General features: G+C 70.0%; 21 protein-coding genes. 3 read left to right on the plus strand and 18 right to left on the minus strand.

Annotated elements, in window-relative coordinates; genetic code table 11:
• Positions 1-745: 745 nt before the first annotated feature.
• From rdgB to B042_RS0101770, 6 genes are all read right to left on the minus strand, one after another.
• Positions 746-1,351 carry an RdgB/HAM1 family non-canonical purine NTP pyrophosphatase gene (gene rdgB / locus B042_RS0101745; RefSeq protein WP_028646775.1) on the minus strand — a complete coding sequence of 202 codons (606 nt, stop codon included), beginning with the start codon at positions 1,349-1,351 and terminating at the stop codon, positions 746-748.
• Between the two features lie 56 nt (positions 1,352-1,407).
• Positions 1,408-2,127, minus strand: a complete 720-nt coding sequence (gene rph, locus B042_RS0101750) for a ribonuclease PH (protein ID WP_081748546.1) — start codon at positions 2,125-2,127, stop codon at positions 1,408-1,410.
• A gap of 121 nt (positions 2,128-2,248) precedes the next feature.
• Entirely contained in the window at positions 2,249-3,001 is a 753-nt protein-coding gene (locus tag B042_RS0101755; protein ID WP_028646777.1) for an MBL fold metallo-hydrolase, read from the minus strand.
• 299 nt (positions 3,002-3,300) lie between these two features.
• Positions 3,301-4,248, minus strand: a complete 948-nt coding sequence (locus tag B042_RS0101760) for a PLP-dependent cysteine synthase family protein (RefSeq protein WP_028646778.1) — start codon at positions 4,246-4,248, stop codon at positions 3,301-3,303.
• 16 nt (positions 4,249-4,264) lie between these two features.
• Positions 4,265-4,543, minus strand: coding sequence for a MoaD/ThiS family protein (locus tag B042_RS0101765; RefSeq protein WP_028646779.1), 279 nt, complete (start codon positions 4,541-4,543; stop codon positions 4,265-4,267).
• Positions 4,544-4,658: 115 nt separating this feature from the next.
• Positions 4,659-5,081, minus strand: coding sequence for a Mov34/MPN/PAD-1 family protein (locus B042_RS0101770; protein ID WP_028646780.1), 423 nt, complete (start codon positions 5,079-5,081; stop codon positions 4,659-4,661).
• Between the two features lie 123 nt (positions 5,082-5,204).
• On the opposite strand from B042_RS0101770, the gene B042_RS0101775 reads away from it, so the two are divergent.
• Positions 5,205-6,503 carry a nicotinate phosphoribosyltransferase gene (locus B042_RS0101775; protein WP_028646781.1) on the plus strand — a complete coding sequence of 433 codons (1,299 nt, stop codon included), beginning with the start codon at positions 5,205-5,207 and terminating at the stop codon, positions 6,501-6,503.
• 25 nt (positions 6,504-6,528) lie between these two features.
• The gene (locus tag B042_RS0101780; protein WP_028646782.1) at positions 6,529-7,101 is read left to right on the plus strand and encodes an isochorismatase family protein; all 573 of its coding nucleotides are present in this window, start codon (positions 6,529-6,531) and stop codon (positions 7,099-7,101) included.
• 58 nt (positions 7,102-7,159) lie between these two features.
• On the opposite strand, the gene B042_RS0101785 is transcribed toward B042_RS0101780, so the two are convergent.
• The 12 genes from B042_RS0101785 to B042_RS0101840 form a co-directional block, all read right to left on the minus strand.
• Complete coding sequence (locus B042_RS0101785) at positions 7,160-8,167, minus strand: tryptophan--tRNA ligase (RefSeq protein ID WP_028646783.1); 1,008 nt, start codon at positions 8,165-8,167, stop codon at positions 7,160-7,162.
• 9 nt (positions 8,168-8,176) lie between these two features.
• Positions 8,177-9,166 carry a zinc metalloprotease gene (locus tag B042_RS0101790; protein WP_197024150.1) on the minus strand — a complete coding sequence of 330 codons (990 nt, stop codon included), beginning with the start codon at positions 9,164-9,166 and terminating at the stop codon, positions 8,177-8,179.
• Between the two features lie 69 nt (positions 9,167-9,235).
• Entirely contained in the window at positions 9,236-10,960 is a 1,725-nt protein-coding gene (locus tag B042_RS0101795) for a DEAD/DEAH box helicase (RefSeq protein ID WP_028646785.1), read from the minus strand.
• Between the two features lie 84 nt (positions 10,961-11,044).
• On the minus strand, positions 11,045-11,257 hold the full coding sequence (locus tag B042_RS0101800; protein WP_028646786.1) for a hypothetical protein: 213 nt from the start codon (positions 11,255-11,257) through the stop codon (positions 11,045-11,047).
• Positions 11,258-11,261: 4 nt separating this feature from the next.
• A complete protein-coding gene (locus B042_RS0101805) occupies positions 11,262-12,068 on the minus strand; it encodes a class E sortase (RefSeq protein ID WP_028646787.1) in 807 nt (268 codons plus the stop codon).
• Positions 12,069-12,303: 235 nt separating this feature from the next.
• Entirely contained in the window at positions 12,304-12,552 is a 249-nt protein-coding gene (locus tag B042_RS0101810; RefSeq protein WP_028646788.1) for a DUF3039 domain-containing protein, read from the minus strand.
• 63 nt (positions 12,553-12,615) lie between these two features.
• Entirely contained in the window at positions 12,616-13,197 is a 582-nt protein-coding gene (locus tag B042_RS0101815; RefSeq protein ID WP_028646789.1) for a YqgE/AlgH family protein, read from the minus strand.
• A 33-nt stretch (positions 13,198-13,230) separates the two neighbouring features.
• Positions 13,231-14,628 (minus strand): NAD-dependent malic enzyme, encoded by a 1,398-nt coding sequence (locus B042_RS0101820; RefSeq protein ID WP_028646790.1) that lies wholly within the window; start codon positions 14,626-14,628, stop codon positions 13,231-13,233.
• Between the two features lie 334 nt (positions 14,629-14,962).
• A complete protein-coding gene (locus tag B042_RS0101825; RefSeq protein ID WP_369797655.1) occupies positions 14,963-15,709 on the minus strand; it encodes an AAA family ATPase in 747 nt (248 codons plus the stop codon).
• Between the two features lie 128 nt (positions 15,710-15,837).
• A complete protein-coding gene (locus tag B042_RS0101830; RefSeq protein WP_028646792.1) occupies positions 15,838-16,776 on the minus strand; it encodes a tetratricopeptide repeat protein in 939 nt (312 codons plus the stop codon).
• Positions 16,777-16,864: 88 nt separating this feature from the next.
• Positions 16,865-18,580: a methylmalonyl-CoA mutase gene (locus tag B042_RS0101835; protein ID WP_028646793.1), complete on the minus strand. Its 1,716-nt coding sequence runs from the start codon at positions 18,578-18,580 to the stop codon at positions 16,865-16,867.
• Between the two features lie 72 nt (positions 18,581-18,652).
• On the minus strand, positions 18,653-19,174 hold the full coding sequence (locus tag B042_RS0101840) for a MarR family winged helix-turn-helix transcriptional regulator (protein ID WP_028646794.1): 522 nt from the start codon (positions 19,172-19,174) through the stop codon (positions 18,653-18,655).
• A 405-nt stretch (positions 19,175-19,579) separates the two neighbouring features.
• Between B042_RS0101840 and B042_RS0101845 the strand changes: the two genes are divergently transcribed.
• Positions 19,580-21,529, plus strand: coding sequence for a glycoside hydrolase family 18 chitinase (locus B042_RS0101845; RefSeq protein WP_028646795.1), 1,950 nt, complete (start codon positions 19,580-19,582; stop codon positions 21,527-21,529).
• Positions 21,530-21,609 lie beyond the last annotated feature (80 nt).

Here is a 21,609-nt window from a genome sequence, read left to right on the forward strand (position 1 = left end):
ACCCTCACACTCCGCTGATACGAAGTGTCGGGGCCAAAACAAACATGGCTTAAAGAAAATCAAACACGCGCTGTTGAGTTCTCAAGAAACAGCCGCTCTTCCCGTACAAGCCCCGGTCCCGGTATCCCGCTCCCGGTCGCTCTTCCGTGGAAGGCGCCCGCGTTTCCACCGCGTCAGCGGCTTTACGCTTTGTTGTGTTTCCACTTTATCAGCCGTTCCGTGTCCCCGCCAAATCCGGCGGTTCGTGCGAAACACCCGAACGGGGTGAATCCCGATTCGCTCCATACTTTTCCGACTCGAAGTCGAATTCGTACGAAGCGACTCCCCGACCTTACCGGACCCGAGCAGATACTCAGACCGCTACAGCCGAGAAAAGGTATGTGATCGCGGCTCGGCTCCCGAGCCGACTCCGTGGGTTCACACCCACAAGGAGGGCTCGCCGGTACCGCGGCGACTTGGTTACTATAGGCGTTGGGCCCGGCGGCGTCAACTCGCCTGTTCGATGGGGGGTATCCCCCACCTCTTCAGACGATCCGCCTCGGCTACCTCCAGCAGCTCTACCGCGGACGACGCCCCCGGGCGAGTCGATCTCCTCACGGAAACCGGCTGTCTGTGGTCCGACCCCAGGGCCGGGTAACCCTCATCGTCCCCCGGTTCCCCGGTGCCCAAACACCGGGGAACCGGATTCTTCGCAGAGGCCGAACAGACCCTGAGCAGCCGTCCTCCTAGCCGCTCGGAAACCGGGTCACAGCATGTCGGCCAGATCCCGGGCGAGCGCGCGGAACGCGATCCCCCGGTGGCTGATCGCGTTCTTCTCCTCCGACGACATCTCCGCCGTGGTCTGGCTTCCCCCCTCGGGAACGAACACCGGGTCATAGCCGAACCCGTTCTCCCCGCGGCGCTCTCGCAGGATCCGTCCGCGCAGCACCCCCTCGGTCACCGCCTCGACGCCGTCGGGCAGCACCAGCGCCGCCGCGCACACGAACCGGGCGCCCCGGCGCTCCGGCGGGGTGTCCGTGAGCTGGTCCAGCAACAGGTCCAGGTTGGCGCGGTCCCGGTCCGACCCACCGAACCTGCCGGCCCACCGGGCCGACAGCACACCCGGCATCCCGTTGAGTTCGTCCACGCTGAGGCCGGAGTCGTCCGCCACCGCGGGCAGACCGGTGTGCGACGCGATCGCCCGCGCCTTGAGCAGGGCGTTGCCCGTGAACGTGGGTTCGGTCTCGGGAACCTCCGGCGCGTCCGGAAAGGCGTCGAGCGCCCTCACGCGTGCTTCGACGCCGGCACCAGAGAGGATCTCCCGCAGTTCCGGGACCTTCTTCGCGTTCCGGGTGGCCAGGACGATCTGCACCGTTCCACCTCCTGTGGGCAGGCCGCCGATGCGCCTGCCGACACCGCTCTGCGTGGTCACTCCGCCAGGGCCTTCTTCTGGAGTGCGGTCAGCTCCTCACATCCGCCGACCGCGAGATCGAGCAGCGAGTCGAGCAGTTTCCGGTCGAAGGGGGCGCCCTCCGCGGTGCCCTGCACCTCCACGAACTCGCCGCCCCCGGTGACCACGACGTTCATGTCCGTCTGCGCAACCGAGTCCTCCAGGTAGTTCAGGTCCAGGCGGGGCTGGCCCTGGACCACGCCCACGCTGACCGCGGCCAGGGAGCCGGTCAACGGGTTGTTCTTGAGCTTGCGGCGCTTGCGCAGCCACTTCATCGCGTCGGCCATCGCCACGTACGCCCCGGTGATCGCGGCGGTGCGGGTGCCACCGTCGGCCTGAAGGACGTCGCAGTCGAGCGTGATGGTGTGCTCACCCATCGCCTTGAAGTCCACGACCGCGCGCAGGGAGCGGCCGATGAGGCGGGAGATCTCGTGGGTGCGCCCGCCGATCTTGCCGCGTACGGACTCCCGGGCGCCCCGGGTGTCGGTGGAGCGGGGAAGCATCGCGTACTCCGCGGTGACCCATCCCTCACCTGTGCCCCGGCGCCACCGTGGGACGCCGTCCTCCACTGTGGCCGCGCACAGCACACGGGTCTCCCCGAACTCGATGAGCACGGAGCCCTCCGCGTGGCGGAGCCAGTTTCGGTTGATGGTCACGGGTCGGAGTTGGGTCGGAACGCGTCCGTCAGGTCGAGCCATGCAAAGAGCGTATATCCGCGAGGTGCCCGTCGGCGCGGGAGTCACCGGGTGTGCGTCCGCGGAGCCCGAGGCCGGATGGGCTCCTCTGAGCGGCTTTCACGCGTGTCGTCCGGTTCCCCGGTCACTCCCCGAGCGTGTGGACCTGGCCGCTGCGCGCGAGGCCGATGGGTCCGCTGTAGGCGGAGCGCGCTTCCGCCAGGGTCACCTCGTCGTCGTTCCACGGCACCAGGTGGGTGAGGATCAGGCTCCGCGCCCGGGCCCGGCTGGCGTGCTCCCCGGCCTCGCTGCCGGTGAGGTGCATGTCCTTGGGGTGCTCGCGGTGGTCCTGGAAGGCGGCTTCGCACAGGAACAGGTCGGTGTCCGCTGCCAGCGCCACAAGGGAGTCGCAGGGGCCCGTGTCCCCGGAGTAGACCAGGCTCCGCCCCCGGTGCTCCAGCCGGATACCGAACGCCGTCACCGGGTGGTTGACCCGGTCCACGCGGGCGGTGAACGGGCCGATCCCGAACTCACCGGGGGCGAGTTCGTGGAAGTCGAAGGCCCCCGTCATACCGGGGTCGGCGTCGAGCCCGTAGGCCTCGGCCATCCGCGAGGCGACGCCTTCCGGGCCGTAGACCGGGATGCGGTGTTTGGGCCCCTCCGGGTGGTACGTCCTGGCGACCCAGTAGGAGCAGAGGTCGAAGCAGTGGTCGGCGTGCAGATGGCTCAGGTAGACGGCGTCCACGGAGTAGATGTCGATGTGGCGCTGCAGCGTACCGAGCGACCCGTTGCCCATGTCGAGGAGCAGGCGGAAGCCCTCCGCCTCGACCAGGTAGCAGGAGGCCGAACTGTCCGGTCCGGGAAAGCTCCCGGAGGACCCGATAATCGTGAGTCGCACGTCGTCGCCTTTTCGATGGGCCGCGCGGCGTCCTTGGCACCCCGTCGTCTGTCGACACTGAGCGCGGATGGCGGCTGGTTCTGCGGATGTACCCGTTGTTACGGGTCTACCCCAACGACCAGCCCGGTGGCACAAAATGTGGTGCGCATCTCAAGCGGGGCCCGTCACGTGCGCCCCCTCGTCCTGTCTGCCCAACTCCACCCGGTTCGCTCACCGCACTCCGGACCACCCCACGAACACGACGGAGGCCGGTGCCCGCCGGCACCGGCCTCCGCGGAGGTCTCCCGAACACGTGGAGGTCAGGCCCAGAGCTGCCCCTCCAGGCGCTCCTCGGCCTCTTCGAGCGTCCCCTCGTAGGCCCCCGTGGACAGGTACTTCCACCCGGCGTCGGCGATGACGAACACGATGTCGGCGCGCTCGCCCGCCTTCTCGGCCTTCTTCGCCATCCCCATGGCCGCGTGCAGGGCACCACCCGTGGAGATACCCGCGAAGATGCCCTCCTGGTCCAGGAGCTGGCGGGTCCGCTTGAGAGCGGCGTCCGAGGGCACGGAGAAGCGGGTGGTGAGCACGCTCTCGTCGTAGAGCTCGGGGACGAACCCCTCGTCCAGGTTGCGCAGGCCGTAGACGAGCTCGCCGTAGCGCGGCTCGGCGGCGACGATCCGGACGTCCGGCCGGTGCTCACGCAGGTAGCGCCCCACACCCATGAGAGTCCCGGTGGTCCCGAGGCCAGCCACGAAGTGGGTGATCTCCGGGAGGTCGGCGAGGATCTCCGGGCCCGTCGTCTCATAGTGGGCACGGGCGTTGGCCGGGTTGCCGTACTGGTACAGCATCACCCAGTCGGGGTGCTCCTCGGCCATCTCCTTCGCGACGCGCACGGCCTCGTTGGAACCGCCGGCCGCGTCGGAGAAGTGGACCTCGGCGCCCCACATCGAGAGCAGTTGCTTGCGCTCGGCGGAGGTGTTCTCCGGCATCACGCACACCATGCGGTAGCCGCGCAGCTTCGCGACCATGGCCAGGGAGATCCCGGTGTTCCCCGACGTCGGCTCCAGAATCGTGCAGCCCGGGGAGAGCAGCCCGTCCTTCTCTGCCTGCTCGATCATGAAGAACGCCGCGCGGTCCTTGATCGAGCCGGTGGGGTTGCGGTCCTCTAGCTTCGCCCACAGACGGACCTCCGGGGAGGGCGAGAGCCGGGGGAGCCCGACCAGGGGCGTACCGCCGAGGGAGTCGAGCAGCGAGTCGTAGCGCATGTCCCCGAACCCGGCCCTAGCGGCTTCCGCCGGCTACCGCCGGCAGGATGGTCACGCTGTCGCCGTCGGAGAGCTTGGCCTCCAGTCCGCCGACGAAACGGACGTCCTCGTCGTTCAGGTACACGTTGATGAACCGGCGCAGCTTCCCGCCGTCCACCAGGCGCTCACCGAGGCCGGGGTAGCGGCTGTCCAAGTCGGTGAAGAGCCCTCCGAGGGTGTCACCGGACCCCTCGACGACCTTGGCGTCCCCGGTCAGGTTGCGGAGGATGGTGGGAATACGGACCTCGATGGCCATGAAGATGTCTCCGTTAGCGGTGATGGTTGTGCGTTCATTCCCAACGGGCGCCGCGCCGGTCCCATTCCGGGCGGCGGCCCGCCGGTGCGGACCGGGCGGTCCGCGAAAGGACGGGCTACTCTCCGGTCCCGGCCCCGGCGACCTCGACCGGTTCCTCGGTGACCCGGCCGTCGACGATCCGGTAGGAGCGGAACTCGACGGTCTCGGGGTCGCGTGTGGACACCAGGACGTAGTGGGCGCCGGGTTCGGACGCATAGGAGATGTCGGTACGCGAAGGGTAGGCCTCGGTGGCGGTGTGCGAGTGGTAGATGACGACGGGTTCCTCGTCGTTGTCGTCCATCTCACGCCAGACCTTCAACTGTTCGAGAGAGTCGAACCGGTAGAAGGTGGGCGATCTCTCGGCGTTGATCATCTCGACGAACCGCTCGGGACGGTCGGAGCCCTCGGGCCCGGCCACAACGCCGCACGCCTCATCCGGGTGGTCGCGGCGGGCGTGGGCGACGATCTTGTCGTAGATCGAGCGATCAATCCTCAGCATGGTCCCAGGGTACCCACATCCCGTTCCCTACCAACCAGGTGGGTATTAATACGGACCTCGCCAGACTCGCCGCCGGTGGGGCACCCCCGCTCCACCGTGCCACACCGGACTAGGCTTTCGGACATGAACCAGGACAGCAGCGGGCTGCTCACCGACCACTACGAGCTGACGATGCTCCAGGGGGCCCTGTCCAGCGGCACCGCCGGACGGCGGTCGGTCTTCGAGATGTTCGGGCGCCGTCTGCCCGAGGGCCGCCGGTACGGCGTCGTCTCCGGGACCGGACGCTTCCTGGACCTGCTGGAGCGGTTCCGGTTCTCCCCGTCCGAACTCGACTTCCTCTCCGACCACGGCGTGGTGGACGAGGCGACCCTGGAGTGGCTGTCCACCTACAGGTTCACCGGAGACATCTGGGGCTACGGCGAGGGCGAGGCGTACTTCCCCGGCTCGCCGATCATGGTCGTGGAGGCCTCCTTCGCCGAGGCCGTCATCCTGGAGACCCTCGCACTCTCGGTGTTCAACCACGACAGCGCGATCGCCTCCGCCGCTTCGCGCATGGTGGCCGCGGCGGGCGAGAGGCCCATCATCGAGATGGGGTCGCGCCGCACCCACGAGCGGTCGGCGACGGCCGCCGCGCGCGCCGCCTACCTGGCCGGGTTCGCCAGCACCTCCAACCTGGAGGCGGGGCGCTCGTTCGGGGTGCCGACCGGGGGCACAGCCGCCCACGCCTTCACCCTCCTGCACGACAACGAGCGGCACGCCTTCGAGACGCAACTGGCGGCGATGGGCCGGCAGACCACCCTTCTGGTCGACACCTTCGACGTCCACCGCGCCGTGGGCACCGCCGTGGAGCTGGCCGGGCCCGAACTGGGTGCGGTGCGCATCGACTCCGGCGACCTGGGCACGACCGCCGCCAAGGTGCGTGAGCAACTCGATGACCTGGGTGCGCGCGAGACGCGCATCGTGGTCACCGGGGACCTGGACGAGTACGCGATCCAGGCGCTGGCGGTGGCGCCCGTGAACGGCTACGGCGTGGGCACGGCCCTGGTCACCGGTTCGGGCGCGCCGACGGTGGCGCTGGTCTACAAGCTGGTGGCACGGGCGCGCGGCACCGCGCCGGACTCGCCTCTGGAGCCCGTCGCCAAGCGTTCGATCGGCAAGCCGAGCCGGGGCGGACGCAAGTGGGCCCTGCGGCGGCTGGACAGCCGGGGAACGGCGGTGAGCGAGGAGGTCTACCCGTACGAGCCGCCGGAGGCGAAGGGGACGCGGCCGCTGCTGCGTCCGCTGGTGGAGGGCGGCGAGGTGGTCGGGCGCGAGAGCGTGCACCAGGCGCGCCAGCGCCACCGGGAGACCGTGGCCGAACTGCCCGAGGAGGCGCTGCGGATGTCGCGCGGCGACGCCGCACTGCCCACCGTCTTCCATTGATTCGCGAAGAGACGAGGAGGCCGTCATGAAGGCACTGATCGTGGTGGACGTGCAGAACGACTTCTGCGAGGGGGGCAGCCTGGCTGTGCGGGGCGGAGCCGGGACCGCCGCCGCCGTCACGGAGTACCTGCGCGCGAACGCTGACGACTACAACCACGTGGTGGCCACACGCGACCACCACATCGACCCGGGGGACCACTTCTCCGACGACCCCGACTTCGTCAGGAGCTGGCCCCGGCACTGTGTGGCCGGGACCGAGGGCGCGCGGTTCCACCCCGCCTTCGACGCCGCGGCCGCCGACGAGGTGTTCAGCAAGGGACAGTACTCCGACGGGTACAGCGGGTTCGAGGGCACCGGCGACGACGGCTCCTCGCTGGCCGCATGGCTGCGCGCCCACGACGTGGACGAGGTGGACGTCGTGGGGATCGCCACCGACCACTGTGTGCGCGCCACGGCTCTGGACGCGGCGGGCGAGGGGCTGCGTACCCGTGTCCTGCTCGGGCTCACCGCCGGGGTGGCGCGCCCGACGGTGGACGCGGCGCTGGAGGAGTTGCGCGCGGCCGGGGTCGCGCTTGAGGGCGAGCCCCGGATCGGCTGAGGCACGGGACCCGCGTGACGGACGCCGACCGGGGCCCGGCCGGCGTCCGCGGGTGCGCTCAGGCGACGCCGATGGCGTCGCGCACCCTGTCGACGGTGGCCCGGGCACGCTCGCGGGCGCGTTCGGAGCCCTCCAGCAGGATCGCGTCGATGCGCTCGGGCTCGGCCATGAGCTCCTCGTAGCGCTCGCGCTTGGGGGCGATCTCGGCGTTGACCGCCTCGAATAGTTCGTTCTTGAGTTCGCCCCAGCCCATCCCGCCCTTCTCCAGGCGCGCGCGCACCTCGGCGACCCGGACGGCGTCGGCGAAGTGCCGCAGGAGCTGGAAGGGGACGGAGCTGTCGGGGTCCTTGGGATCCTCGACCGGGGTGGAGTCGGTCGGGATCCGGCGGATCGCCTTCTTCAGCTTGTTCTCCGGCAGGAACAGCGGGATGTGGTTGTCGTAGGACTTGCTCATCTTGCGGCCGTCCACGCCGGGGAGGATGCTCGCTTCCCCCGCGTCGATGACGCCCTCGGGGAGCGGGAAGGTGTAGCCCTCCCCGAAGCGGTGGTTGAAGTACCCGGCGATGTCGACGGTGTACTCCAGGTGCTGTGTCTGGTCGCGGCCGACCGGCACGTGCGTGCTCTCCATGACGAGGATGTCGGCAGCCATGAGGATGGGGTAGTTGAACAGCCCCATGTTGATCCCGGCGTCCAGGTCGGTGATCCCGGCCTCGACGTTGCGGTCGCGGGCGGCCTTGTAGGCGTGCGCCCGGTTCATGAGGCCTTTGGGGGTGAGGGTACTCAGGATGGTGGTGAGCTCGAAGGTCTCGGGTACCCGCGACTGCTGGTAGACGACGGTCCGCCGCGGGTCGAGCCCGCACGCGATCCAGGTGGCAGCTCCGGACCGGATGCTGTGCCGGAGCTCCCCGGCGTCCTTGACGGTGTTGAGTGCGTGGTAGTCGGCGATGAAGTAGTACGTGTCGTACTGTTCGGCCGCCGCGAGGGCGGGCTTGATCGCACCGACGTAGTTGCCCAGGTGGAAGTCGCCGGTGGGCTTGATCCCGGTCAGGTAGGTGTTCGCTGCCATGGCAACAGACTATCGGCGCGCGGAGGCCTTCCCCGCGCGGAAGGCCGTCCAGTGCTGGACCATCCGGTCGGCCTGGCCCTGGGTGAAGTGGGTCATGCAGCCGTCGTGCGAGTAGTTCATGAAGTTGGTGACGGGGTCGGCCCCACGCCGCTCGCGGCAGCTGTCGCGCCCGCGCGGGCAGCCCGCGGCGGCCTCCCGCTCGTAGGGGGTGTCGTCGACGTAGTCCCCCGGCCGGGCGCAGCCATTCTGGAAGGTGTGGAACAGGCCCAGCCAGTGCCCGATCTCGTGTGTGGCGGTGTGGCCCAGGTCGAAGCCCCGGAGGGACCCACCCGGCAGCGACCTGTAGGAGATCACCACCCCGTCCTGCTCGGGCCGGTCCTGCTGGTCCTGGGGGAAGGTCGAGTATCCGAGGAGGTCGCCCGCCAAGTCGGTCGTGTAGAGGTTGAGCGTCTCGGCACCGCCCCGGTGCAGGTCTGCGCGGATCTCGTCGCGGTGGGCGGTGAAGTCGCCGAACCAGGTGTCGTCCACCGTGCGGGTGATCTCGCGCAGACTGAAGCGGAACCCGGTGTCGACGCCCTGGTCGGCGAAACCGCCGCCGTAGGCCTGGTTGAGCACATGGATCTGCTGTCGGATCCGGTGGTCGCTCACCCGCCCGCGCCCGTCCGAGGCGGAGACGACGTGCACCACGACCGGGACCTCGCGCGAGTCCGCGACCGCGGACCTCTGTCCGTGCATCGACGACAGGGCGTCTTGGAGCCGGCGTTCGTACTCGGCGGCCTGGTGCGGGGTGAGTTCGGAGCCGACAGGAAGCCGGGAGGCCGCGGCGGGGTCGGCCACACGCGCCGCCGCGGCGGGGTCGCACTCCTCGTGCCGCTCGCCCGGGTCGGCGGTGCCACTCCCGTTCCCGGGGGCCATCGCCACCGTTCCCGCCAGAGCGACGCCGCACAGCACCAGTCCCGACCACAACGCGGCTGATCCGCCGCCAGAGCATCGTGCCATCACCTCACTTAATGTATATGGGTGATTACTCTGGGTCGATACACCGTGCGCGGACTTGCGAACTGTTTGCTAACTACGGCCCACGGCCCAGTCGCGGATCTTGGCGATCCTCTCCCGGATCTGCGACGAGGAGGCCTGCGCCACCGGCGGGCCGCCACAGGCCCGGCGCAGCTCGTTGTGGATGACGCCGTGCGGCTTGCCGGTCCGGTGGTGCCAGGCACCCACGAGCCCGCTGAGCTCCTTGCGCAGCCCCGCCAGGACCTCGTGCGCGGCCCCCTCCCGCTCGGGTTCGGGCTCTCCGGTCTTCCTCGCCCTGATCTCCCCGGCCTTGAGGTCGGCCTTGCGCTTGCGCAGCAACTGAGAGACCTGTTCGGGTTCGAGCAGCCCCGGAAGGCCGAGGAAGTCCTCCTCCTCGGAGGAACCGGGCACCCTGCCGTACTCGGCCCCGTCGTAGAGCGCACGGTCGAACTCCGCAGCGGACTCCATGGTCTCGAACGGCAGCTCCTCCCCCGCCTCGGGGGTGTCGCGCCTCTTGTTCGCCTCCTTGAGCAGGTCCTCCTCGGGGAAGTCGTCCTCCGCGGGTGTCCTGTCCAAGACGTGGTCGCGCTCGCGCTCCATCTCACCCGCGTACTCCAGCAGGGTGGGCACCGAGGGCAGGAACACCGACGCGACCTCGCCGCGCTGGCGCACACGCACGAAGCGGCCGACCGCCTGGGCGAAGAACAGGGCGGTGCTGGTGGAGGTCGCGTACACGCCCACCATCAGACGGGGCACGTCCACCCCTTCCGAGACCATGCGCACCGCCACCATCCACCGGTCGTCGCCGTCGGCGAACCGGGAGATCTTCTTGGAGGCCGCAGGGTCATCGGACAGGACCACGGTCGCGCCCTTGCCGGTGATCTGGCGCAGGATGCGCGCGTAGGCGCGGGCGTTCTCGTGGTCGCTGGCGATGACCAGGCCGCCCGCGTCCGGGTGGGTCTTGCGAACCTCGGTCAGGCGGCGGTCGGCGGCGTGGAGCACCTTCTTGATCCAGTCGCCCTTGGGGTCGAGCGCGGCGCGCCACGCCTGGGAGAGGGCGTCCTGGGTGAGCGGCTCGCCCAGGCGGGCGGCGAGCTCGTCGCCCGCACGGGTGCGCCAGCGCATCTCACCGGAGTAGGCCATGAAAATGACCGGGCGCACCACCCCGTCCTCCAGCGCGGGAGCGTACCCGTAGCTGTAGTCCCAGGAGCACCGCCGCACCCCGGCCACGTCCTGGACGTAGTCCACGAAGGGGATCGGGTTGACGTCGGAGCGGAAGGGGGTACCGGTCAGGCTCAGCCGCCGCGCCGCCGGATCGAAGGCCTCCCGGACCGCCTCGCCCCAGGACAGGGCGTCGCCCGCGTGGTGGACCTCGTCGAAGATGACGAGGGTCTTGCGCGCCTCCGTGCGGTTGCGGTGCAGCATGGGGTGCGCCGCGACCTGGGCGTAGGTGACCGCCACCCCGACGTACTGGCGGCCCGGGGCGCCCTGCCCGTTCTTGAAGTCGGGGTCGATCGCCAGACCGAAGCGGGCCGCAGCCTGGGCCCACTGCTTCTTCAGGTGTTCGGTGGGGCACACGATCGTGATCGCGCGCACCGCGTACCGCTGGAGGAGTTCGCTCGCCAGGGTGAGGGCGAACGTGGTCTTGCCCGCCCCTGGCGTCGCCACCGCGAGGAAGTCGCGCGGCTCCCGGCGGAAGTACTCCTCGAACGCCTCCAGTTGCCATGCGCGGAGCCCGCGCAGGCGTTCCTCCGTCGTGGCCTGCGTCACCGTCATTCGATCGATCCCCCATCGCTCACCCGCTAGAGGTTAGCGTCCCCGACGGACCGAACCGGGGGCGTGTCCGTGGCACCCGCCACGTCAGCCCTCGGCGGCCTCCCCCGCGCCGGAGCCCCCGACCGGGGTTCCGGCACCCTCGGCCTCCACAGCGCCGTCGTTGAACGGCATGTGCGGCGAGATCTCGGGGAAGGCGAAGAACCACAGGAGGGCGAGCACCCCGAACAGCAGGCCGATCGCCATGATCAGCTTGGACGGCCACGGGCCGGGAAGCACACGCCAGATGAGACCGTACATCGCCCTACTCCTCCTCGGCTTCCGGTGCCATGTGCGCGATCTCCTCCGGCATGCCGTCGGACTTGGGGGTGGTCTCGGCGAGTTCGGCCCAGACGATCAGACGGTGCGTGTTGTTCAGCTTGGGGGCACAGGTGGTGAGCGTGATGAGGCTGCGCTCGGGGGCCTCGTCGGTGGCGTCGTCGAAGGGGTCGGGCTCGATGACCCAGACGTCCCCGGGAAGGACCGTCTGCTCCTCGAACACCCTGTAGGTGTAGAAGTTCTCGGCGTCCTCCAGGACCATCACGTCGCCGTCTTCGAGCTGGTCGATGTCCCAGAACAGGCCGGGGGTGCGGTGCGCTGCGACGGCGTAGTTGCCAACCGCGCCGGGCTCGCTGCCGTAGTCGGTGTAGTGCCCCGGGCTGTTGAGGATGTCGCCGGGCGTCGTCCCGTTGACCACGACCCAGTCCAGATCGAGGGAGGGCAGGTACAGGCGGCTGTCCGCGCTTCCGGGCAGGGGCTCGGACTCCGGCCCCGGCTCCGTGTCCTCCTCAGCCGAGGCCTCGGCGGCCCAGACCTCCTCCAGCCCCTGCGCCAGTTCCTGCTGCTCGCGCTCGGTCTCCCACTGGCCGCCGTACACCTCGTAGGAGGCGTAGAACAGCATCAGCAGACCAACGGTCAGCAGGACTTCACCAATGGTGCGGACGATGCCGCGCACCACGTCACCGGTGGTGTGCCGGGACGCGGGCGGTTTGCGGCGCCTGCCCGCCGAGCCCCGGCGCCCCCGCCGGGGTCCGGAAGCGCCGTGCCTGTGCCGTTCGGTTGTGGAGACCAATGAGGACCTACTCCTGTGGATACTCGCGCGGCCAGCCGTGGACGTCCGCTCCGTGTGGGACCGCCCACAGAACGGTACCTGCACAGGGCGGACTTAGGCGGCCGCATGCCCCAAATCGCGCGCGACCACGATAACCGTCCGGAGGGCGGGACGGGGACGGGAAACGCCAACGCGCAGGGCCCCGGCGCGGAGCCCGCCGCCGGGGCCCTGCGCACAGGCGGGCACCCGCCTCATGTCAGGCGTTCTTCATGAGGTCCTCGTAGGCCTTCTTGCAGTCCGGGCACACCGGGAACTTCTTCGGGTCCCGGTTGGGCACCCACACCTTGCCGCACAGGGCGATCACCGGGTTGCCGGTCACGGCGCTCTCGGTGATCTTGTCCTTCTGCACGTAGTGGGCGAAGCGTTCACGGTCACCGTCATCGTGGGAGATGTCCGGCTTGGTCTCGCTGTCCGGCAGAACCTTGTTCAGGACGTCCATCGACATGGTTCCTCACACCTTTCAAAGTCTGTGTCCCACGGTATAGGGTGCCACCCGCCCAGTGGCGGCTCAGTTGAGTTCGGGGTCGTCGGGATAGGTCGACAGCAGCGCCAGGGTGCCGCCCTGGCGGCGCAGCACCCGGGACCACAGCCTCTCCGGGGCGGCCGTGAACACGTCGGCGGCGGTGGCGGACACGACGAACCAGGCTCCCTCCTCGATCTCACCGGCCAACTGCCCGGAACTCCACCCCGCGTAGCCGTCGAAGACGCGCAGCGCCGTCAGCGAGGCCTCCGCCGTGTCCGGCGCGCGTCCCAGGTCCACCATCCCCACCGACTCCAGGCCCGAACGGGGACCGAGCCCCTCCAGCGGGGACCAGCCCTCCGGCCTGCCGTCAGGGGCCGCTGCGCCCAGGGCGAGCCCGGAACCGGTGCCGACGGGCCCTCCGGAGAACACGACCGCGGGCTCGCTGGCGCGACCGCCCCACTCGGTGACGACCGCACCGACGGCCGTGTCCGAGGGGCGGTTGAGGATCACGCCCAGGGTTCCGTCGGCGGTGTCGTCCACGACGAACACCACCGACCTCCTGAAGGAGTCCTCCCTCAGCATCGGAGCGGCCACCAGCAGGCTCCCCGTCAGCGTCGTCCGGTCCATGCTCCACCTTCCGGGTTCGGGCGCGGGCGCGCCTCACACGCCCCGGCCGCGCTGGGCCACTTCGCGCACGGCGGTGGCCACGTGGGCGGACAGGTCGGAGTGGAACACGCTCGGGATGATGTAGTTCGGCCCGAGTTCGTCCTCGGTCACCACGTCCGCCAGGGCCTCGGCCGCCGCCACCATCATGTCGGAGGTGACCTCGTGGCTCTGCGCGTCGAGCAGGCCGCGGAAGACCCCGGGGAAGACCAGCACGTTGTTGATCTGGTTGGGGTAGTCGCTGCGCCCGGTGGCCACCACGTCGGCGTGCAGGTGCGCGATCTCGGGGTCGACCTCGGGGTCGGGGTTGGCCAGGGCGAAGAGGATCGAGCCCTCGTTCATCTCGGCGATGTCCTCACCGCCGAGCACGTTGGGTGCGGAGACCCCGATGAACACGTCCGCCCCGGCCACGGCACCCCTGAGGTCGCCGGAGTAGCCCTCGGGGTTGGTGTGCTCGGCGATCCAGGCCAGGTTGTCGCCCAGCTCCTCACGGCCGGCGTGGACGGCGCCGTGCACGTCGCAGACGATGACGTCCTTGGCACCGGCGTGCATGAGGAGTTTGAGGATGGCCGTACCGGCCGCACCCGCACCGGACATGGCGATGCGGACCGCGCCGAGCTCCTTGCCGACCACGCGCAGGGCGTTGCGCAGGGCGGCGAGCACGACGATGGCCGTGCCGTGCTGGTCGTCGTGGAAGACCGGGACGTCGAGCAGCTTCCGCAGGCGGGCCTCGACCTCGAAGCAGCGGGGGGCGGAGATGTCCTCCAGGTTGATGCCGCCGAACCCCGGAGCGATCACCTGCACGGTACGGACGATCTCGTCGACGTCCTGGGTGTCCAGGGCGATCGGCCAGGCGTCGATGTCGGCGAAGCGTTTGAACAGGGCGGCCTTGCCCTCCATGACCGGCATCGCGGCCTCGGGGCCGATGTTGCCCAGGCCGAGGACGGCGGATCCGTCGGTGACCACGGCGACGCTGTTGCGCTTGATGGTGAGGCGGCGGGCGTCGTCCTTGTTCTTGGCGATGGCCTGGGAGACACGGGCGACACCGGGGGTGTAGGCCATGGACAGCTCGTCGCGGTTGCGCAGCGGCACCTTGGAGGACATCTCGATCTTGCCGCCCAGGTGCATGAGGAAGGTGCGGTCGCTGACCTTGTGGACCGTGACGCCCTCCACAGACCCCAGGGCGTCGATGATGGTCTGGGCGTGGTCGGTGTCGCGCGCGGCGCAGGTGACGTCGATCCGGATGCGCTCGTGTCCGGCTGCCGCGACGTCCAGCGCGGTGACCAGTCCGCCCACGTGCTCGACGGCGTTGGTAAGGCTGCCGACGGCGCTGCCTCCCGCGTCCAGTTCGAGACGGACGGTGATGGAGTAGGAAACGCTGGGAAGGCTGGCCACGTGTTGCTCCTCGGCTTTTCTTGGTGTCTCGCGCCGATGGGGCGGCGCCTCCCGCAGCGGCTCGCGGCACACGTGTCCACGGACGCGGAGGGTGGGACGGAGTCCGCTTCACACGGTGGTGTTCGCGGGTGTGCCGCGGTCGGCTTCGCCTCGCGAGGGGCCTGGCGGGCACGGCACGGGGCCGCGCTCCGCGGGTTCGGCGCTCACGAACGGGTCGCCTCAGCCTACCCGAGCCGGAGTCGAACCCATAAGCACAAAGTGACATTTACCCAAAAAGCAAAAAACATCATAATTTTCTACGGCACCCACCTTGCCAAGGTGCGACAGGTCCGGGTCAGGCCTGTTCCAGGCGGCTGTGCCGCCGTCCAGCCGCGGCCGCCCGGTCCCCGGCGGCCCTGGCCACGAGTTCAACGCAGGCGAACATCGACAGCACGGTTCCATCCAGCACCATGTGGTACAGGCTCGGCGAGGCCGGATCGGCCCGGTAGAACCTGCGCACGTAGGCGGTGCGCGCGCGGTCGTTGTCGTCGAGCGCCCTCGGGGTGGGCGGCTCGTCGCGCCGCCCCTCGCCGTCCTCTCCGAAGCCGGAGTCCCACAGGAGGCGCGCGTGGCGCAGCCGGTCCCGCCGGTCCCCGTCGAGGCGGACGTGCAGGGCGGCGGGGTGGTCGGCGAGCACCACCGCGGCGGCGCGCCCCAGGACCACGCCCCCGGTGCGCGCGAACCCGCCGATGACGCGCTCGGTCTCCTCGACGAACTCGTGGTCGCAGAGGAGGCGGCCGTCGCGGCCAGCCGTGCCGCTCGGGGGTGCGTCCCAGCCGCCGAGAGTGGCCAGGGGCAGGCGTGCCACACCGGCGAGGAGGTGTTCCAGCCGACCGGGATCACGGTCGTCATGCCGGAGCGCCTCCTCCAGGGAGCAGCCGATTTGGGCGGCCACGGCGGCCGGAATGGCGCGGTCGAGGAAGGGGACGCCGAGCCGGTCGGCGACGGCCGGACCGACCACGGCGCCCCCGGCCCCGAAGGCCGCCGAGACGGTGACCACGGGTGCGCCGCCACGGGGCACGTCGTCGCTGTCCACGGGCACCTGCCGAATCGTCGGGTATATCCCATCGATCCCTTGTTCGTACCCGTGAATACACTATTCACCCAGGAATTGCCTGAAAAGAAAGATGCGAAGAATGTCCATTTCGCATCCTCCTCGCCGTGATCGGGTCAGAACAGCGCCGAGGTGAGCCTGCGACGCGCGGCCGCCACGCTCGGGTTCCCCGGCGGCAGCAGCTCGAACAGCGAGAGCAGGTGGCCGCGCGCGGCGTCGCGGTCCCCGTCGGCCGTCCGCTTCACCGTGGCGATGAGCCGGTCGAAGGCCTCCTCGAACCTGCCGACGGACATGTCGACGTCGGCCGCCGTGCACTGGGCTGCCACGTCCCCGGGCCGGTCGGCCGCCGCTCGGAGCGCCGCCTCCCCGTCCACGCCCTGGACCCGTCCGGCCAGGCGGACCCGCCCCAGGCTGAGCTTGGCCTCCACGTCCGAAGGGTCGGCCTCGACGGCCTTGGCGTAGGCCGCCTCGGCCGCGGACAGGTCGCCGCGCTCCAGCGCCGCCTGCGCCTCGGCCTCCACCGGGTCCGCGGCGGGGGCCCGCTCCTCCTCTTCGAGGGGCTCGCCCTCGACGGTGCCGGGGTGGCCCGGGGGCAGCATCCCCTGTTCGGCGAGGGCCGCGAACACCTGGCCCAGCCAGTCGCGCAACTGGTCCTCGGTGGCGGGCCCGGTCGGGCCGGGCATGACCTGGCCCTGGACGGCCACGATGATCATCGGTGCGGTGGGCACCCGCAGGGCCTGCACCAGCTGCGGGCTCGCCTCGCTGTCGAGCTTGGCCAGGAACCAGTGGCCGCCCGAACGCGCGGACAGGCGGTCCAGGGCGCTTTCGACCTGCTTGGACTGCTCCGACCACCCGGCGAGCACGGCGAGCACGACCGGGACTGACATCGACCGCTCCAGGACCTGCTCCTGGAAGGTGGCCTCGTCGACGTTGGCTGCGTACGGGTTGGATCGACCGGCCGACTCCTCGGCGCGCTGCTTGGCCTCACGCTCCAGGGCCGCCTTGCGCGCCCCGAGGTCAACGGCACTGTTCGGTGAAAAGTCCGAAGGCTGCATACCTCCATCCTGCCCCATGCTCGGGAGAACGGGTGACGCACTCCGCCAACCCGGTGGGCCCCGTCCGGGCGGGGCCCGTCCGGACGGCTCAGAAGCGCGGGTCCTCCGTATAGGTCCCGAACACCTCGCCCATCGCCGCACAGATCTCCCCCAGGGTGGCCTCAGCGCGGGCGGCGTCCATGATGAGCGGTACCAGGTTGCCCCGCTCCGAGCGGCTCGCCTCCGTCAGGCGGGCTAGGGCGCCCTCGACCGCCGACCCGTCACGGCGCTCGCGCCTCAGCGCCAGCACCCGCTTCTGCTCGTGCTCGACCTCGTGGCCGACCCGGAGGATGTCCAGGCTCCCGGAGACGGTGTCGGTGTTGGTGGTCACACCCACGATGTTCTTGTCACCCTTCTCCAGCGCCTGCTGGTACTGGAAGGCCGACTCGGCGATCTCGGAGCCGAAGTAGCCGTTACCGATCCCGGCGAGGATGCCCGAGGTCATCGGCCCGACGGCGTGTTCGGCCCCCTCACCCCCGCCCATGCGCAGGATGCGGGCGAAGATCCGCTCGGCCTCCTCCTCCAGTTGGTCGGTGAGCGCCTCCAGGTACCAGGAGCCGCCGAGCGGGTCGGCGACGTTGGCCACACCGGTCTCCTCCCGGAGGACCTGCTGGGTGCGCAGGGCGATCTCGGCGGACTGCTCGGTGGGCAGCGCGAGCGTCTCGTCCAGGGCGTTGGTGTGCAGGGAGTTGGTGCCGCCCAGGACGGCGGCGAGCGCCTCCACCGTGGTGCGCACCACGTTGTTGTGGGGCTGCTGCGCGGTGAGGGACACCCCCGCGGTCTGGGTGTGGAAGCGCAGCCACAGCGCCTTCTCCGTCTTGGCGCCGAAGGTGTCTCGCATCCAGCGGGCCCAGATGCGGCGGGCGGCGCGGAACTTGGCGATCTCCTCGAAGAAGTCGATGTGGGCGTCGAAGAAGAACGACAGCCCCGGGGCGAACGTGTCCACGTCCAGCCCGCGCGACAGCCCCAGCTCCACGTAGCCGAACCCGTCGGCCAGCGTGTAGGCGAGTTCCTGCGCGGCCGTCGCCCCGGCCTCGCGGATGTGGTAGCCGGACACCGACAGCGGTTTGAAGGCGGGCACGGACCCGGCGCAGTACTCCATGAGGTCGCCGATGAGGCGCAGGTGCGGCTCCGGGGGGTAGAGCCACTCCTTCTGAGCGATGTACTCCTTGAAGATGTCGGTCTGGAGCGTGCCGTTGAGGGTGCGGATGTCGGCACCCTGGCGCTCGGCGGCGACCAGGTACATGCAGAACATGGGCACGGCGGGCCCGCTGATCGTCATGGACGTGGTGGTCCCGTCCAGCGGGATGCCGTCGAAGAGCACCTCCATGTCGGCCACCGAGTCGACGGCCACGCCGCAGTGGCCGACCTCGCCCAGGGCCTGCGGCGCGTCGGAGTCGTAGCCCATGAGGGTGGGCATGTCGAAGGCGACGGAGAGCCCGCCCCCTCCCCCGGCGAGGATCATCTTGTAGCGCTCGTTGGTCTGGTGCGCGTTGCCGAACCCGGCGAACTGCCGGATGGTCCACGCACGGCCCCGGTACCCGGTGGGGTGGAGACCGCGCGTGTAGGGGTACTCGCCGGGCCAGCCGATCCGTTCGAACCCTGGGGCCCGCGCGCCCGGCGGCGGCCCGTAGACGGGTTCCAGAGTGCGGCCCGACAGCGAGGTGAAGTCCGCGTCGCGCTTGCGTGCGGCGTCGTAGCGGCGCTGCCAGCGCTCGCGGCCCGCCGCGATCCCCTCAGGGGAGCCGTTCGTGGTGTTGGCCATACTGAGATAGTAGGACGTCCTACTAAACATGTACAGGACCGGACCCCGCGGCGGTTCGGGGCCGGACGGGGGTCAGCGATGCTCAGCCGCCTCCGTGACGGGCTCGGGGAAGTCCCCGAAGTCCACCCTGAGCCTGGTGAACATCTCGTGCATGCGCCAGAGCTCGTCCCCGGAGTAGCAGCCCAGCCCGAAGTCCATCTCCAGGAGGGCCCGGGTGGCCTCCTCGGTCACCTCCCGGCCGGCGTCGGTGATCTCGGCCAGGACCCCGCGGCCGTCACTCGGGTTGGGGCGGCGCCGCACGAAGCCCTGGTTCTCCAGGCGGTCGATGGTGTTGGTGACGCTGGTCGGGTGCACCATCAGCCGCTCACCGATCTTGCCCAGCGGCAGGGCCCCGGTGGAGCTGAAGGTGAGCAGGACCAGTGCCTCGTAGCGGGCGAAGGTCAGACCGAACGGCTTGAGGGCGCCGTCCAGCTCCCCGAGCAGGATCTGCTGGGCGCGCATGACGGAGGTGACGGCCGCCATGGCGGGGGCCGCACCCCATCTGCGCGTCCAGTTGTCGTGTGCGCGCTCGATCGGGTCGAACGGAAGATTCAACGGGTTTCCCACGCCGTCACTCTAGCCAGGCCCTGGCCCTTAGCACGCAAACGGTGGCGGAACAAGAAGAACACGGGTCCGCCTTCGGCCACTCCGGGGATGCCGTACCGGCCTGGTCCCCCAACTCGGAAAAACCGGTCGCACAGGGACTTCCGGCCTCTCGTGGGGCACGGTCGGCAGCAGAAGGCCCGCGCACCCTCATTGACTCGCGAAGAAACTGTTAGTTAAGTTTCCTAAAAATTAGATCGCCCCCGTCACCAGGGGACCGCATGGCCCGCGCACCACCCTCCGCCCCGTTCCGGCTCCACTCGCACGACTCCGCAAAGACCCCCTTCCGCCGACCGGAGCGACCCGCTCCCCTGCGGTCGGCCGCCCGCATCGCAACGACCTTGGAGAACCCCCATCGTGAGAGCACGCCACACCAGATCCCGACTCGCCGCGCTGGCCGCGGCGCTGTTGGCCGCCCCGCTCGCCCTGAGCCCGGTCCCGGCCGCCGCCGCGCCCGGCGAGGTGACCGTCACCTACGTCGAGACGTCCCGCTGGAACACCGGTTACGGCGGACAGCTCACCATCGAGAACGAGACCGACACCGACCTCACCGGCTGGACCATCGAGTTCGACACCCCCGACGGTGTGGACATCACCAGCCTCTGGAACGCCGTCCACAGCTCGTCGGGGAACACCCACACCGTGACCCCGCCCTCCTGGAGCCCCACCGTGCCGGCGGGGGGCAGCTACCGGATCGGCTTCAACGGCGTCCACGACGGCTCCGACACCACCCCCGCCGACTGCACGATCGACGGCGCCCCCTGCTCCGGCGGCCCCGGCGAGGACGACACCGAACCGCCCACCGTCCCCTCCGGCCTGACCGCCACCGGCACCACGTCGAGCACCGTGTCCCTGAGCTGGTCGGAGGCCACCGACGACACCGCGGTCGCGGGGTATGAGATCCTCTCCGACGATGCCGTGGTGCGCTCGGTCGAGGGGACCGAGGCCACCGTGGGCGGCCTGACCGCCGAGACCGAGTACACCTTCACCGTCCGCGCGTTCGACACCGCCAACAACCGGGGTGACGAGAGCACGCCCGTCACCGCCACCACCGACGCCGACGACGGCCCCAGCGGCCCCGTGGACGAGCGCCGGGTCGCCTACTTCACCCAGTGGGGCATCTACTCCCGGGGCTACCTGGTCAACGACCTGGTCACCTCCGGCACCGCCGAACACCTCACCCACATCAACTACGCCTTCGGCAACATCAACGCCAACGGCGAGTGCTTCATGGCCAACCAGCTCGGCCAGGGCGACGCCTGGGCCGACTACGGCCGCTCGTTCAACGACGCCGAGAGCGTGGACGGCGTCGGCGACGTCTGGTCCCAGGACCTGCGCGGCAACTTCAACCAGTTGCGCGAGCTCAAGGAGATGTACCCCGGCCTCAAGGTCAACCTCTCCCTCGGCGGCTGGACCTGGTCCGAGCACTTCTCCGACGCGGCCCTGACCCAGGAGTCCCGCGAGCGCATGGTCAGCTCCTGCATCGACCAGTTCCTGCGCGGCAACCTTCCGGTCATCGACGGCGCCGGCGGCCCGGGGGCCGCCTACGGGGTCTTCGACGGCATCGACCTCGACTGGGAGTGGCCCGGCAGCGCCGGACACGAGCACAACACGATCCGCCCCGAGGACAAGGAGAACTTCACCGCCCTGGTTCAGGAGTTCCGCGACCAGCTCGACGCTTTGGAGGCCGAGACCGGCCGGGCCTACGAGCTGACCGCGTTCCTGCCCGCCGACCCCGATAAGGTCGAGCTCGGGTTCGAGATGGACCGGCTCATGACCGACTTCGACTTCATCACCGTGCAGGGCTACGACTACCACGGAGGCTGGGAGCCGGTGACGGGCCACCAGTCCAACACCGTCCTGGACTCCGCCGACCCGGGCCCGGACCTGTTCTCCTCGGAGATCGCCGTCCAGGCCTACCTCGACCGGGGCGTGGACCCCGCCGACATCGTGCTCGGCGTGCCCTTCTACAGCCGCGGCTGGACCGGGGTCGCCCCCGGACCGAACGGTGACGGCCTCTTCCAGAGCGCCACGGGACCCGCGCCCGGCACCTACGAGAACGGCATCGAGGACTGGAAGGTCATCCAGGGCCTCCAGGGCTTCGACCTGTACCGCGACGACGCGCTGGGAACCGCCTGGCTCTACGACGGGAACACGTTCTGGACCTACGACGACGAGGTCTCCCTGACCCAGAAGACCGACTGGGCCCAGAGCAACGACCTGGGCGGGATCATGATCTGGTCCGTCGACGGTGACGACGCCGACGGCACCCTGATCCACGCCATCGACGCGGCGCTGGACGACTAGCAGTTTCCGCTTTACCCCTCCGCCCACCACCACCCTCAAACGACGCCTGCGGCGCGGTTCCTTCCCGAGCGTGTTCGGGC

The sequence above is a fragment of the Nocardiopsis sp. CNT312 genome (genome assembly GCF_000515115.1).
In the GTDB taxonomy this organism is placed as follows: Bacteria; Actinomycetota; Actinomycetes; order Streptosporangiales; family Streptosporangiaceae; genus Nocardiopsis.

Bases quoted from the DNA above. Each gene is read 5' to 3' on its own strand.
- B042_RS0101830 (WP_028646792.1), bottom strand. From the start codon at position 16,776: ATGCAGCCTTCGGACTTTTCACCGAACAGTGCCGTTGACCTCGGGGCG.
- B042_RS0101770 (WP_028646780.1), bottom strand. From the start codon at position 5,081: ATGCTGAGGATTGATCGCTCGATCTACGACAAGATCGTCGCCCACGCC.
- B042_RS0101790 (WP_197024150.1), bottom strand. From the start codon at position 9,166: ATGGCACGATGCTCTGGCGGCGGATCAGCCGCGTTGTGGTCGGGACTG.
- B042_RS0101810 (WP_028646788.1), bottom strand. From the start codon at position 12,552: ATGTCGATGGACGTCCTGAACAAGGTTCTGCCGGACAGCGAGACCAAG.
- B042_RS0101835 (WP_028646793.1), bottom strand. From the start codon at position 18,580: ATGGCCAACACCACGAACGGCTCCCCTGAGGGGATCGCGGCGGGCCGC.
- B042_RS0101785 (WP_028646783.1), bottom strand. From the start codon at position 8,167: ATGGCAGCGAACACCTACCTGACCGGGATCAAGCCCACCGGCGACTTC.
- B042_RS0101800 (WP_028646786.1), bottom strand. From the start codon at position 11,257: ATGTACGGTCTCATCTGGCGTGTGCTTCCCGGCCCGTGGCCGTCCAAG.
- rph (WP_081748546.1), bottom strand. From the start codon at position 2,127: ATGGCTCGACCTGACGGACGCGTTCCGACCCAACTCCGACCCGTGACC.
- B042_RS0101815 (WP_028646789.1), bottom strand. From the start codon at position 13,197: ATGGACCGGACGACGCTGACGGGGAGCCTGCTGGTGGCCGCTCCGATG.
- B042_RS0101760 (WP_028646778.1), bottom strand. From the start codon at position 4,248: ATGCGCTACGACTCGCTGCTCGACTCCCTCGGCGGTACGCCCCTGGTC.
- B042_RS0101795 (WP_028646785.1), bottom strand. From the start codon at position 10,960: ATGACGGTGACGCAGGCCACGACGGAGGAACGCCTGCGCGGGCTCCGC.
- B042_RS0101765 (WP_028646779.1), bottom strand. From the start codon at position 4,543: ATGGCCATCGAGGTCCGTATTCCCACCATCCTCCGCAACCTGACCGGG.
- B042_RS0101775 (WP_028646781.1), top strand. From the start codon at position 5,205: ATGAACCAGGACAGCAGCGGGCTGCTCACCGACCACTACGAGCTGACG.
- B042_RS0101780 (WP_028646782.1), top strand. From the start codon at position 6,529: ATGAAGGCACTGATCGTGGTGGACGTGCAGAACGACTTCTGCGAGGGG.